A 12,471-nucleotide genomic window follows, 5' to 3' on the forward strand; every position below is an offset into this window, starting at 1 on the left:
CGCAGCATTGCTACATTAACGAAGAAACTCGATAAAGGCTGTCAATGCCGGATTGTTGAGGCTGTTTTGCGGGTACACCATGGAAATTTCTAACGGCTGGGTATTATAGCCCTGTAAAATTGGGACCAATTCGCCACTGTCCAGATAACCTTGCATCATAAAGCGCGGCAAGCGGGCAATGCCATGACCTTGCGCCGCGAAATAAGCAACAGGGATTAACGGTATTTGGCGCCCCCATGTCAAGTAAAGTATCCGAAAAGGTAACGGCGCTCATTCACAAACACTTGCCGGGACAAACCATACATGCCGTATATATCACACATGCTCACAGTGACGGACAAAGCTTTGTTTACTTCCCTGATAATGAAATTATTTATCAAGGGGATTTTTTAGAAATATCGTTTGATAACAGCCTGCCGACACATATGGCCGATGTTGAAAAAGAGTTCATTGAGTTTCTGCACCAGGAAAAACTGCCCTATCAGCGCATCATTGGCCATCATAAAAATAATAACATGACACCTGATGTCGTGAACGCTTATTATAGTGCCCACCATCCGTTATCCGCTAAGCAGGACTAGGCTTGCTTATCAATTATCAGGTTACCGGAAGCCAGGGGGTTTAACTAACCCGAGTCAGCCATGCCTCCCCGCTTAACCTAAACTTGATTATGGCGAAAATAATCACAGACAAGAACAAAGTAAATACTATGAATACCCGGGGCCTAAAGTGTAAACAGAGTTAAAGGAGCGCTTAAAGCGATGCACTTAATAATGAAAATGTTTTACATGACACGAGGAGATATTAGGATGGTGGTAACCCAATCAGCCGCACCTCGGCACATGAGTCGTCTGCTACGGTTGCTTTCTTCCGAATCTGGCCGGGTTCACAGAGTATCATTGCGAGGGGACCGAAAGGGTCACCATAGAATGTTTACGGGGCGCATTATTACCAATCGCCCCGTCTTATGCAAGTACTAGTTTTACGTTTTGCTATCGTCCGCTGATTTTTCCATCAGCTTTTATTCATTCAGGTAAAAACCAGGGACTAAAACAACAAAAAACGGCCCCCTATCAGGTCAGCCGTTTTTATGATGGCGAAAATACTTATGCCGTCTAGCTGTTACTTTCCGCCCGCGCCAGCTTTTCATTTAACTCAAGCAACACCGACTTGATCACCAGAAGATTCTCTTTACCCAGCCTGAGCAGCAGTTTATCAGCATCGTCCATGGCTTCTATTTCCGGGTCTTTATAACGGAACATCACACTCGGGCGAATCACTTCCATGGTCTCTTTAGGGATTTCCATATCCAGCACCCGGGTAATGGCGTCTTGCAGGGTATGGGTAAAGTCTTCATCCGGGTAGCCCAACTCGCTATAGGCTTCATTAATTAGCGGTTTAAGCTCCATATACCAGTCAACCAGGCGTTCACTTTCCATCGAGCGCAGTAAATCGACATACAGGCTAAAGCGGCGTACCGAGTTTTCGTCCCACTCCCATACCTGCTGATGCTTATTATCAAAGGTCTTGGTTTCTTTTGCGGAAAATGACGTGACCGGACGGACAAAAGGACTGTGCTCGTAAGCTAATACCCCTTGGGCGAAATTATCGGTAAAAACCACGAAGCGACGGATCATATCGTCATCAATCACCAGCTTAAGTAATTCCTTACGCCAGGTCATGGTCGGTAATTTTTCCTGCAACCAGAGATCGCTTTCATCCAGGGTCGGTAAAGCCTCAACCTCCACTAACTCAACCTCATGCTCCGGCGCTTGAATTTGCTCGGTTTCCGCTAATTCCGGCTCAGGTAGTATCTCAACCTCAGGTTCGATCACTTCAGGCTCAATCACAGGGGCAGGCGCTGGCTGCACTTGTACCTGCTCGGGAACTGCCGGGGGTTTTTCACGAAAATATTGCCAGCCCACTACCCCGCCTATGGTGGCGATAATCAGGCCGCCGGCGACCAGCAAGGGAGAAACTTTGGGAGATTGTGTTTGCGTTTGATCTAAATTATCCATGTTATCCCATTAATATATAAAACGGACATCCCGGATGATCCCGGATGATGAAAAAGGATTAAGGTAAAACAGAATGTTTATTGCAACGTTTTTTGCCTTAGGTTGCAACCAACAAATCGGCATTTAGGCAATTATTTTGTAAACAGATTTAATTTATTTTTAATTTCCTTCTATTTAGTCAAGAAACCGGCCCCAAAAGTAAAAAAGCAAAGAGCGTGCCCTTTGCTTTTCATTTTTCAACCGAATAAACCAGGTTTACTTTATTGGGCATCCGCCTGGTTTTCCGGCAGGGCCTTAACAAAAGCCGGTAGTTGCTGGCAGTTCTCGACCACACGTTTAATATGGGGGAAAGCACTCATATCCAGTTTAAAGCGGTTGGCGTTATATACCTGCGGCACCAGACACAGGTCGGCCACGGTCACGGTATCACCAAAGCAATACAAACCGGCGCTTTTTGCAAGTATCGCCTCTACCGCGGCAAACCCTTTACTCATCCAGTGATGGGACCAGGTCAGTTTATCTTTATCTTCCAGCGAAAATTCGCTGCCCAGGTATTGCTGCACCCGTAAATTATTCAATGGATGAATTTCACAGGCAATATCCAGCGCCAGTGCCTGGACTTTTGCCCGCTCAATAGCATCTGCCGGATACAGGCCAGCCTGCGGAAAACGGCTGTCGAGGTAGTCGATGATCGCCAGTGACTGGTTCAGTTTAAAATCACCGTCCACTAAGGTCGGCACCAACTCATTGGGGTTTAGCTCGGCATAAGCGCTTTGGTGTTGTTCACCACCATCTTTAACCAGGTGAACCGGGATAGATTCAAACTCAATTTCCTTGTGAAACAAGGCAATACGTACACGATAAGCGGCGGATGAACGCCAGTAGCCATATAATTTCATGTTGTTATGCTCCCGCGGCTGAAATGTTTATATCCATCTGACATTGGTGGCAGCAAGCTTTATCTGACTGCCAAAATTAAAAAGCCGGGGATGCCAAACCAGCAACTCCCCGGCGATATATGCAAATATTGACGTTTTACGCCTTATATTCAACGACTTGCTGATCGATAGCGCCGAAGATGCTGTCACCGTTATTATCAAACATTTCAATGCGCACCTGGTCGCCAAACTTCATAAAGGAAGTACTGGGTTTACCGTCGGCAATGATTTCCAACATACGCTTTTCTGCCAAACAGCTGGAACCGGCAGAACGGTCGTAGTTAGAGATAGTGCCTGAGCCTACGATACAACCGGCCGATAACGGACGTGTTTTCGCGGCGTGGGCAACTATGGTCGGAAAATCAAAAGTCATGTCTACGCCGCAATTTGGCTGGCCGAACAGTTCTTTGTTTAAGTGGGTGGTCAAAGGCAGATGTAACTTGCTGCCGTCCCAGGCATCGCCCAGCTCATCCGGGGTTACCGCTACCGGAGAGAAAGCACTTGATGGCTTACTGGAGAAAAAGCCGAAACCTTTTGCCAACTCGCCCGGGATCAGGTTACGCAGGGAGACATCATTGACCAGCATCAGCAGTTTGATATGACCGGCTGCAGTTTCCGCTGAAGCGCCCATAGGCACATCATCGGTGATCACCGCCACTTCTGATTCAAAATCGATACCGTAGTCTTCACTGGCCACAGGAATATCGTCATAAGGACCGATAAAGGCATCTGAGCCGCCCTGATACATCAGCGGATCTGTCCAGAAGCTCGCCGGCATTTCCGCATTTCTTGCCTTACGCACCAGCTCTACGTGGTTAACATAAGCACTGCCGTCTGCCCACTGGTAGGCACGTGGTAAAGGCGACTCACAGCTTAGCTGTTCAAAGGCGATGGCATTGTCAACTTTGCCTTCATTTAATGCCTTATAGACTTCATTCAGTTTTGGCTCGGTTTGCGCCCAGTTATCTAACGCCGCCTGCAGAGTCGGGGCGATATCACTAACAACCACCGCTTTTTCCAGGTTACGGCTTACCACGACTAACTGGCCGTCACGGCTATTATTTTTAAGCGTTGCTAATTTCATTATCAGACCTTTTTCAGTTTATAAGCAAAACCTTGTTCGGCGTTTCTCAACAAATGCCGGTAAACAAGCTTTCGTAAAATATTACTATGTAGAATATAACAGGTGATTTTACTGAAACTTACACGAATTACCAGAGCGCAAAGCGCTATCTTTACCGGCTACAGATGTCTGCAAATCTTTACATGACCAAGGGAGGGGAAAACAAGCGTTAACGGTCATTAAAGCGCTTTTGTCTTACCAAGAAAACAGTCAAAACCGGTACAGGCCCTGATATCACAGGCAGTACCGGCTTTTTAGTTCAACGCCAATGTCTGGCATTAAATCTTTACAGTTTTCTTATTGATATCGTATTCGCGCAGTTTATTGGCGACTGCGGTATGACTTAAGCCGAGCTTTTTCGCCAGCTGCCGGGTACTTGGATAGGCGGGATACAGCTTTCTTAAGATATCCGCCTCATAATTTTTCACTGCGGCTTCCAGGGTGCCTTCAAACTCCTGCTCCAGGTAACCGTGCTCCCGGGTATACGCCGGCAGCTGCAGGTGCGCCGTGGTGATCATATCCCCTTCGAGCACAGAAACCGCACGGATCAGGACATTTTCCAGCTGGCGGACGTTGCCCGGCCAGGGATAATGCTCAATAAAGTCACGGCAATCATCATCCATCATCAGGCGGTATTTGCCCAGCCTTTGTCCCGACTGGGCGATAAAAAACTCCGCCAGCGGCAAAATATCGCTGCGCCTTTCCCTCAGCGGCGGCAGGTTCAAGCCTAAGACATTAAGGCGATAATAAAGGTCTTCACGAAACTCCCCCATGGCGACCAGCTGCAACAAATCTTTGCTGGTGGAGCTGATAAAGTGGATATTAATGGTAATTTCACGTTCATCATCTACCCGGCGGAAACTGCCGTTTTGGATCACCCGCAATAACTTGGTTTGCAGCTTAGGCGACATTTCCCCGACTTCATCGAGAAACAAAGTGCCGCCGTCGGCCAGCTCCAGCAGACCCCGCTTGCTGTTTTCATGACCGGAAGCGCCGATACCGAATAATTCAGACTCGGCGGCATCATCGGGTAAGGTGGCGCAGTTTAAGGTCATAAAGGGTTTTTCCGAGCGTTCACTGGCTTCATGGCAAGCTTTGGCCAGCAATTCCTTACCGGTGCCGGTTTCCCCCACCAAGAGCATGGCGGAATCAAGCATCACCATACGTTTGGCTTCACGGATCACCTTACGCATCGCCGTACTGCTGGCCTGGATCCCGGAGAAAATACTTTCGCTGGGCTGTTTAAAGGCACTGATTTGCTGTCCCAGCCTGGCTTCAGATTTCAGGATAAGCACCGCACCGGCAAGCACATTGGCGCCGGTTTCATCCCAGACATGGATCGGCAGAATATCGGCAACAAAGTCTTCGTCAAGAAATTTCAAGCGCCGGGTCTGCGCCAGGACATCATCGCTGTCGAGCCAACGGCTGAAATTAAAGCCTTTGAGCCACTGACTGATATGCTCGCCGATGATCTCCTTCTGGCTAGCCCCCATGATGGTCACGGCGACATCATTGACTACCCGGATATTGCCTTTGGCATCGATGGAAACAAAAGGATCTGGAAAGGTTTTGATCAGGGTTGCCAGCTCGTTGCGCTCACGCTCTGACGGCATAAAAGGGGTGGTTTTCACATCTTCTACCCCGTCAATTAAGCGTAATTGCGGCATAAAGGACTGTAATTCGGAGAAATCAAGATCCGGAATATTGACAAATATTTTGCCCGAATGCTTAAGCTCAATGCCGCGTAAGTCTATTTCACGTTCAACAAAAATTCCTAAGACTTCTTGTGCAATTCCTACCCGGTCTTTGCAGCCTATTTCCAATCGCATTATGGTGAACCTTTATTCCTGAGATAAAACAAACCCTTATTGTAAACTATTTTTTACAATAAAAAAGCCCCCAATAATTGGAGGCTTGATATCAGAAATGTAACACAAGGTTACAAAAGTTTGTCGGTTTTCGCCGCGCAAATGAAATCGTTTTTATGCAAACCGCGAATGGCATGTGTCCACCAGGTCACGGTCACCTTGCCCCATTCCAGCGTAATGGCGGGATGATGGAACTCGGCTTCCGCCAGCTCAGCCACCTGGTTGGAAAAAGCCCAGGCCTGTTTGAAGTTTTTAAACTTATATACCCGCTCCAGCATCATCACGCCGTCACGCACTTCAGGTACCCAATCGGGCAACTGGGACATTAATTCCTGCAGCTCTTCATCGCTGACTTTAGGGGCATCAACATGACAGGCTTCACATTGCTGAGTTGATAATTGAGAAGTCATAACTTGTCCTTAACTTGCTATTTTTTTTTCTTTAGGTGGAAATTTCGGTTCATGCAGACCCAGGGCTTTAGCTTCTTCAACCAGCGCCAATAGGTCAAGCTGGCTAATGCTATCTAGGTCGCTGATTTTATTTATCATGAAATAAATCGGCTGCATAATATCAATACGGTACGGGGTGCGCAGCACATCAACCACATCCAGGGCTTTGCGTTCGGCGATGGGATCAAACATGGCATACTGGGTTTCTCCCGGGGAAGATAAAATACCGCCGCCGTAAATTCTCAGGCCATCTTGCGTATCAAGTAAACCAAACTCTATTGTGAACCAATAAAGGCGCGCCAGGAATACCCTGTCTTCTTTACTGGCATTTAAGCCTAATTCTCCATAACGCTGGGTGAAGTTGGCAAAAGCCGGGTTGGTCAATAACGGGCAATGGCCAAATATTTCATGGAAAATATCCGGCTCCTGCAGGTAATCAAACTCTGCCCGGGTACGGATAAAAGTCGCTACCGGGAATTTTTTCTCGGAAAGTAATTTGAAAAATTCACCAAAGCCTATCAGCGCCGGTACCTTGGCACATTGCCAGCCTGTGGTCGCCAGCAAAACTTCGCTGACTTCTTCTAGCTGGGGAACACGATCCATTGGCAACTTAAGCCTGTCCAGTCCGGTAATGAATTCATCACAGGCCTTACCTTTAATACAATCAAGCTGGCGGGTGATTAGCTCCTGCCAGATTTGGTTTTCTTCATCCGTCCAATGTATTTTGCCATCGGCTTCGACATCCTTGGAGACATATTTTGTCGCCTTACCCATTTTCACTTCCTTTAACGTTTGTTGTGGCCTCACCACAGTAGATATATTTATATTAAGGGAAGCGGGTTAAGAAAAGATAGCCGAAGCCTGTGGTTAATTAATGCACAGCCGCCAATTGCTGTACATTATTTTTTACACCTGGGCTGTTTTCGGCAAACCTCACACTTAGCTAAAAAACCAACCGACTGATTTTAAAGGCTTTCATCTTTTTTATGTGCTGAGTTTTTCAGCAAGGCTTTCAGCTGTTGCTGCAACTCTTTCCTCACCAAATTCAGTTTTGGCGGGTTTTCATGAAACGGCAGGGGGCGACAGGTATGCATGGTTTTAATACCCAACTTGGCGGTTAACAAGCCTGCTCCCAGCCCCTGGGAAAAGCGTGCCGAGAGCTTGCCCAGCAGCTCCGCCCCCAACATCTGGCTGCCAAAATCGGCAATTAATTCACTGGCGCCGGCATAAACCATGTTGACGAATACCTGGCGAATAAGGCTAAGACGGCTCCAATAACCCAGTTTTAAACCATATAAAGCGGAGATTTTGTCTATCATTCTGATATTTCGCCAGAATAACAACCCCATATCCAGAATTGCCACCGGACTGAGCGCCACCAGCACTGTGGCTTCACCGGAGAATTTCGCGATTTCCTTGAGGGCCTTTTCATCGACTTTAGTTAATACCTGGCGGGAATAAAGTGCCAGTAATTCCGCATCCGTATGTTCCCCGGCCTGGGCATCTGCCCATTCGTGCTCCAGGGTGCTGAGCAGATCATTAGGTAATTGCGTACTGATCTGCTGGCAAAATTTTTGGCTGTTGAATTGATTGTTCGCTAAAGTATCGCCACTGGCCAGCACCCTGCTGGCACTATGTTGCCTTTGCTGCTGGCGCTTTAATTGCTTCAGCCCCCTGATTTCCCGTACCAGCACTGAGCCGGTGACTAAGGTTATACAGGTAAACAGGAGCGCATATATGCCTGTGGTAAAGGGCGCCTCGCTAAAACCCTGGATAAAAAAATCAACCGCTTCCACCGATACCAACAGCAGCAGTAAAGTAAGGAACACCCGCGGCAGCCAGGAAACCTTGCCCGGCGTCGTTTCCAGCTCAAGCTCCGCCGATAACTGTTCTTGCGCTGCCAGCCAGTTATCATTATCAAAGACCAGTTGTTGCTCCTGTGCTTGCCCCTGCTGCCCGGCAATATCCAGCTCCTGCTCATCAAAAATGATTTGCTGCTGATAGTTATCCTTCTCTTTTATCGGCTTATCGCTCATGCCATTTTATCTCCAAGTAAAAACTCCAGTACTTGATCCATGCGTACATGGGGCAAACTCTCGCCTGCGCCATGCAATTCCCCGGGAGCAAAGGCAATAAAATTAAACGCCATTTGCTGCCAGTACTGGGCTTTGGGTAATTTTGCCGGTACAGTGCCGGGAAAGACCGTGATTGTTTGATTATCGCTTAAGCGTCGTCCCTGGATCACCGGCACTTCTTCTCCCTGGTGTAAACTCTTACCCGCCTTGGTGGTTTTTACCGCGGCGATTGCCAGCGTCTTGATATCTATGGCTTCAAAGTTCAGCTCTTGCCTGGTGCCGTGAATAAGCTGATTGAGCAGAGCCACCAGATGGGGATGCTGCTCCGGGGTCACATGGTCGGCTTTGGTAGCGGCAAAAAGCAGGCGGTCAATTTTCGGGGAAAATAACCGCGACAGTAAACCGGAGCGGCCGTATTGGTAACTTTGCATGATCAGCGCTATCGCCTGTTGCAAGTCGGCAAAACTCTCCCGCCCGTTATTGAGCGGCGTTAAACAATCCGCCAGGACAATCTGCCGGTCAAAGTTAACAAAATGCTGTTTATAAAACTTTGCCACCACATCCTGCTTATAGGCCTGGTAGCGGGCTTTTAACATGCCGAGCAGGGTATCATCCCCGGCTTTTTGATATAACTCGTTATCAAGCAACTCCAGGCCGGGAAAAGGAATAAACTGCAGCACGGGGGCACCGGCAAGTTCGCCCGGTAAAATAAAACGTCCCGGCTGGATAACGGACAGGCCCAGCTCATAGCGAAAGTGGTGCAACAGTTGGGTGTATTCCAGCGATAGGATTGCTAAAAAATCCTCATCCGCCTTTTGCAACGGATCTACTTGTTTAAGTTTTTCGATAAAATCAGCCGCAGCGGCTTGGCGCGGCGACTGAGATAATAATTCACAGGTTTGCGCCGACCAGTCTTTAAAAGATAAATTCATCATCGGCAAGTCTAACAACCACTCCCCCGGATAATCGGTAATATCCAGGTAAAGGGTGGCCATATCTGTGGCATATTTTAATAAAGACGCCTCTGGCTGATAACGGATCGCCAGGCGCAGTTCACTGATGCCGTGTGTCGGCTCGGGCCAGGTGGCAGGCTCGGCGCAAAACGCCGTCATCGCCTGATCAAAATCAAAACGGGCAACATTAAAATGCTTTTGCGGCACCCGCTTGGCGCCGATAAACCGCCCCTGGTGTACCGGATTAAAAAAGCTTAACTGAGCGCCATTGCCTTCATTGATCAGCTGGTTCACTAAAGAAGTGATAAAAGCAGTTTTGCCGCTGCGGCTTAGCCCGGTTACCGCCAGGGTTACATGCTGATCTATCGAGCGGTTAAACCATTCGTTGGTTTTATTTTTTAATTTTTTAATTTTCTCTTTATTTATTAACGCCATACTGCGTGAGTTCCTAGCTCTTTGCCCCAAAAGTAACCCGGGCCTCAGATAATAACTAAAGCCCGGGGAGATCTATCCTAAAATTTCCCTATATCCGTGAAAAACTCACAAGCATGGGCTTTATAAGGTATACAGATAACGCTCACTGCGGGGCAAATAATAGTTATCATAGTCAAAAGACATCACCACGGTTTTTGAGCGGCCAACAATTTCATGCCTAGGGACAAAACCGATGACACGCGAATCCGAGCTGTTATCCCGATTATCCCCCAGCACCAGGTAGTGGCCCTGCGGCACGCTAACTTCCCTAAAGCTCGATAATTCTGAACCGTTTTGCTGCACCCGGATCTGGTGTTTCATGCCCGGCAAGTATTCTATGCTATCAGCCTGGAGTGCTGTCAGGGAAAGGGCCTGGTAGCTCAGTTGCTCGCCATTAATTATCAAAGCATTATCCTGCATTTCCACCGTATCGCCGGGTAAACCTATCACCCGTTTCACCAGACGGATATCGCTGACTTCTGAGTCAAAAATCACGATATCTCCCCGCCGGGGGTCTGCAAGTTTTAGTAATGAGATATTGGTAAACGGCAAACGCAGATCATAAGCCATTTTGTTGACTAAAATTCTGTCTCCTTCGACAATTGTCGGCTTCATTGAGCCGGTCGGTACGCTATTCCAGTCGGCAACGGCACTGCGAAAAACCAGCATTAAGGCAATAAAAAGAAGAAACCTATAGTTATCTTTTACTTGCAGATACATCTTCTGAGTTAACTTCATGAGCAGCTCCTTTTCTGACTTTTCTTATTGATAATATCGATCAGGGGCACTGTCGCCCCCGCTGATGTTAAGCTAAATGCAAGATAAGACGGTTTATCGCTTACAGGCGGTTTATTTCCCTCGAAACCGTAAACTCAGCCGAAGTCACATAACTTTCAATTGAGCGCAGCTGTTTCTCTAATGCCATAAATTTCCGTCTGATATCATAAAGCGCCTGCTTCGGCGGCTCTCCGGCTTGCCAGATGCGCGCCTTAACCTTGATAGACTCAGTGGTAATGTCTTCCTTAACCGACTGTTTTTTAACGGTCTGCTGATATTTGCTTTTTGCCCCTCTTACCTTAGGTTCACCCTCTTTTTTATCTAAAATAAACCAGGCGGCAATATAGATAACAATAAACCAGCCCATGCCCAACAAAATACCGGACACCAGCAAAATTCTCACCAGCCAGGTCTCCCAGCCGAAATAATCGGCTACCCCGGCACAGACACCGGCAACCCTGCCCTGGCCGGGAATACGGTACAGTTCGCCTCGTTTACGCTCAATCATACTTTATCTCTCCAGTTGGGAGTTTCCACGTCCAGGATGGCTTCCAGGGTTTTAATGCGCTCGGCCATTTTATCTGCAGTTTCAGACAATTCAGATAACTGGATATATTCTTCTTCGCTCAGGCCCTGGCTGACCTGGCGCTTACTGCGGTAATGTAATATCAGCCAGATAGGTGCCACAACCAGCATAAAAATAATCACAGGTGCCATAATGATGTCATTCACAATCTCTCTCCCCTACCCGTACTTTGACGGTTTAGTTAAACTTCACCCAGGCTTTCCGGGTAAAAAACCTGTCCCCACTTTTGCCGGGAATTCGATATTTGCCTCGGATGTCAGGTTTTATCGCGCCAGTTGGGCGACTCCACATCGAGAATGGCTTCGAGTGTTTTGATGCGCTCGGCCATTTTATCCGCCGTTTCAGCCAGTTCGGATAACTGAAAATATTCCTTTTCACTTAACCCCTGGCTGACCTGGCGTTTGCTGCGGTAATGCAATATCAGCCACATAGGTGCCACAATTAACATAAAAATAATAAACGGCACCATGATGATTTCTTGCACAATTCTTTTCCTCTATTAGCGCTTAAACAAACGGTTTATTTTTTCTTTTTATCAGACGTCATTTTAGCCTTTAACTGAGCTAATTCATCATCAATTTTTTCATCGGCTTCAAGCTCGGCGATTTCGTCGGCAAGCGACTTGCTACCGAGATCATGTGACTCCACCTGGGCTTCAATATCATCAATTTTACGTTCATAACGGTCAAACTTGCTTAAGGCATCATTGACGCGGTCGCTGCTGATGTTTTTCTTGACCTTTAACCGTGAACTGGCGGTTTTTTCGCGCATGATGATCGCTTTTTGTCTCGCTTTGGCATCTGCCAGCTTATCCTGCAACTGGGAGATTTCTCCCTGTAGCTTGGCAATGTGATCATCAACATGGCTAAGCTCTTCCAACAGGGACTGGGCATTATCCGCCGCTTTCTTTTTCTCCATCAAAGCGGCACGGGCGAGATCTTCACGCCCTTTATTGAGGGCCAGCTCGGCTTTTTCCTGCCACTGCTGGGCTTCATTTTCAAAACGGCTCACCTGGCGGCTGATTTCCTTTTTATCTGCCAGGGTTTTCGCCGATGAAGAGCGTACTTCCACCAGGGTATCTTCCATTTCCTGAATGATTAAACGCACCATTTTTGCGGGATCTTCCGCTTTATCCAATAAGTTATTAATATTGGAATTAATAATATCTGTAAATCTTGAAAAAACACCCATAACGACTTCCTCTTACTAA

Annotated in this window: 15 protein-coding genes and 1 other RNA gene; 1 reads left to right on the forward strand and 15 read right to left on the reverse strand. The window is 47.5% G+C overall.

Annotated elements, in window-relative coordinates; translation table 11 throughout:
• Nucleotides 1-15 precede the first annotated feature (15 nt).
• Nucleotides 16-243 (reverse strand): LysR substrate-binding domain-containing protein, encoded by a 228-nt coding sequence (locus tag SG35_RS20220; RefSeq protein WP_044835078.1) that lies wholly within the window; start codon nt 241-243, stop codon nt 16-18.
• Here SG35_RS20220 and SG35_RS20225 point away from each other — a divergent pair.
• Complete coding sequence (locus SG35_RS20225; protein ID WP_044835077.1) at nt 237-581, forward strand: MBL fold metallo-hydrolase; 345 nt, start codon at nt 237-239, stop codon at nt 579-581. The two genes, SG35_RS20220 and SG35_RS20225, sit on opposite strands and share 7 nt — an antisense overlap.
• A gap of 238 nt (nt 582-819) precedes the next feature.
• On the opposite strand, the gene ffs is transcribed toward SG35_RS20225, so the two are convergent.
• The 14 genes from ffs to pspA all read right to left on the reverse strand — a co-directional run bounded on the left by ffs (nt 820) and on the right by pspA (nt 12,452).
• Nucleotides 820-916, reverse strand: an RNA gene (gene ffs / locus SG35_RS20230) — signal recognition particle sRNA small type.
• Between the two features lie 199 nt (nt 917-1,115).
• Nucleotides 1,116-2,018 carry a DUF3014 domain-containing protein gene (locus SG35_RS20235; RefSeq protein ID WP_044835076.1) on the reverse strand — a complete coding sequence of 301 codons (903 nt, stop codon included), beginning with the start codon at nt 2,016-2,018 and terminating at the stop codon, nt 1,116-1,118.
• A 260-nt stretch (nt 2,019-2,278) separates the two neighbouring features.
• Complete coding sequence (gene maiA / locus SG35_RS20240; protein WP_044835075.1) at nt 2,279-2,917, reverse strand: maleylacetoacetate isomerase; 639 nt, start codon at nt 2,915-2,917, stop codon at nt 2,279-2,281.
• 136 nt (nt 2,918-3,053) lie between these two features.
• Entirely contained in the window at nt 3,054-4,040 is a 987-nt protein-coding gene (locus SG35_RS20245) for a fumarylacetoacetate hydrolase family protein (RefSeq protein WP_044835074.1), read from the reverse strand.
• Nucleotides 4,041-4,357: 317 nt separating this feature from the next.
• Nucleotides 4,358-5,908: a transcriptional regulator TyrR gene (gene tyrR, locus SG35_RS20250; protein ID WP_044835073.1), complete on the reverse strand. Its 1,551-nt coding sequence runs from the start codon at nt 5,906-5,908 to the stop codon at nt 4,358-4,360.
• Between the two features lie 110 nt (nt 5,909-6,018).
• Entirely contained in the window at nt 6,019-6,357 is a 339-nt protein-coding gene (locus tag SG35_RS20255; RefSeq protein WP_044835072.1) for a 4a-hydroxytetrahydrobiopterin dehydratase, read from the reverse strand.
• Nucleotides 6,358-6,366: 9 nt separating this feature from the next.
• A complete protein-coding gene (gene phhA, locus SG35_RS20260; protein WP_044835071.1) occupies nt 6,367-7,170 on the reverse strand; it encodes a phenylalanine 4-monooxygenase in 804 nt (267 codons plus the stop codon).
• A 191-nt stretch (nt 7,171-7,361) separates the two neighbouring features.
• Nucleotides 7,362-8,432, reverse strand: coding sequence for a YcjF family protein (locus tag SG35_RS20265; protein ID WP_044835070.1), 1,071 nt, complete (start codon nt 8,430-8,432; stop codon nt 7,362-7,364).
• On the reverse strand, nt 8,429-9,859 hold the full coding sequence (locus SG35_RS20270) for a YcjX family GTP-binding protein (RefSeq protein WP_201777831.1): 1,431 nt from the start codon (nt 9,857-9,859) through the stop codon (nt 8,429-8,431). The genes SG35_RS20265 and SG35_RS20270 overlap by 4 nt, the downstream gene beginning before the upstream one ends.
• 120 nt (nt 9,860-9,979) lie before the next feature.
• A complete protein-coding gene (lepB, locus tag SG35_RS20275) occupies nt 9,980-10,636 on the reverse strand; it encodes a signal peptidase I (RefSeq protein WP_044835069.1) in 657 nt (218 codons plus the stop codon).
• A gap of 100 nt (nt 10,637-10,736) precedes the next feature.
• The gene (pspC, locus tag SG35_RS20280; RefSeq protein WP_420794570.1) at nt 10,737-11,180 is read right to left on the reverse strand and encodes an envelope stress response membrane protein PspC; all 444 of its coding nucleotides are present in this window, start codon (nt 11,178-11,180) and stop codon (nt 10,737-10,739) included.
• Entirely contained in the window at nt 11,180-11,392 is a 213-nt protein-coding gene (pspB, locus tag SG35_RS20285) for an envelope stress response membrane protein PspB (RefSeq protein ID WP_044835151.1), read from the reverse strand. Before pspB (SG35_RS20285) ends, pspC begins: the two co-directional genes overlap by 1 nt.
• A gap of 125 nt (nt 11,393-11,517) precedes the next feature.
• Nucleotides 11,518-11,730 (reverse strand): envelope stress response membrane protein PspB, encoded by a 213-nt coding sequence (pspB, locus tag SG35_RS20290; RefSeq protein ID WP_044835150.1) that lies wholly within the window; start codon nt 11,728-11,730, stop codon nt 11,518-11,520.
• Between the two features lie 50 nt (nt 11,731-11,780).
• Nucleotides 11,781-12,452, reverse strand: coding sequence for a phage shock protein PspA (gene pspA, locus SG35_RS20295; protein WP_274055187.1), 672 nt, complete (start codon nt 12,450-12,452; stop codon nt 11,781-11,783).
• Nucleotides 12,453-12,471 lie beyond the last annotated feature (19 nt).

Source organism: Thalassomonas actiniarum (assembly GCF_000948975.2).
GTDB classification, from domain to species: Bacteria; Pseudomonadota; Gammaproteobacteria; order Enterobacterales; family Alteromonadaceae; genus Thalassomonas; species Thalassomonas actiniarum.

Excerpts from the sequence above, each read along its gene's own strand:
- SG35_RS20245 (WP_044835074.1), bottom strand. The coding sequence starts at position 4,040 with ATGAAATTAGCAACGCTTAAAAATAATAGCCGTGACGGCCAGTTAGTC.
- SG35_RS20225 (WP_044835077.1), top strand. The coding sequence starts at position 237 with ATGTCAAGTAAAGTATCCGAAAAGGTAACGGCGCTCATTCACAAACAC.
- pspB (WP_044835151.1), bottom strand. The coding sequence starts at position 11,392 with ATGGCACCTGTGATTATTTTTATGCTGGTTGTGGCACCTATCTGGCTG.
- SG35_RS20255 (WP_044835072.1), bottom strand. The coding sequence starts at position 6,357 with ATGACTTCTCAATTATCAACTCAGCAATGTGAAGCCTGTCATGTTGAT.
- lepB (WP_044835069.1), bottom strand. The coding sequence starts at position 10,636 with ATGAAGTTAACTCAGAAGATGTATCTGCAAGTAAAAGATAACTATAGG.
- tyrR (WP_044835073.1), bottom strand. The coding sequence starts at position 5,908 with ATGCGATTGGAAATAGGCTGCAAAGACCGGGTAGGAATTGCACAAGAA.
- SG35_RS20235 (WP_044835076.1), bottom strand. The coding sequence starts at position 2,018 with ATGGATAATTTAGATCAAACGCAAACACAATCTCCCAAAGTTTCTCCC.
- pspB (WP_044835150.1), bottom strand. The coding sequence starts at position 11,730 with ATGGTGCCGTTTATTATTTTTATGTTAATTGTGGCACCTATGTGGCTG.
- SG35_RS20270 (WP_201777831.1), bottom strand. The coding sequence starts at position 9,859 with ATGGCGTTAATAAATAAAGAGAAAATTAAAAAATTAAAAAATAAAACC.
- SG35_RS20265 (WP_044835070.1), bottom strand. The coding sequence starts at position 8,432 with ATGAGCGATAAGCCGATAAAAGAGAAGGATAACTATCAGCAGCAAATC.
- phhA (WP_044835071.1), bottom strand. The coding sequence starts at position 7,170 with ATGGGTAAGGCGACAAAATATGTCTCCAAGGATGTCGAAGCCGATGGC.
- maiA (WP_044835075.1), bottom strand. The coding sequence starts at position 2,917 with ATGAAATTATATGGCTACTGGCGTTCATCCGCCGCTTATCGTGTACGT.
- pspA (WP_274055187.1), bottom strand. The coding sequence starts at position 12,452 with ATGGGTGTTTTTTCAAGATTTACAGATATTATTAATTCCAATATTAAT.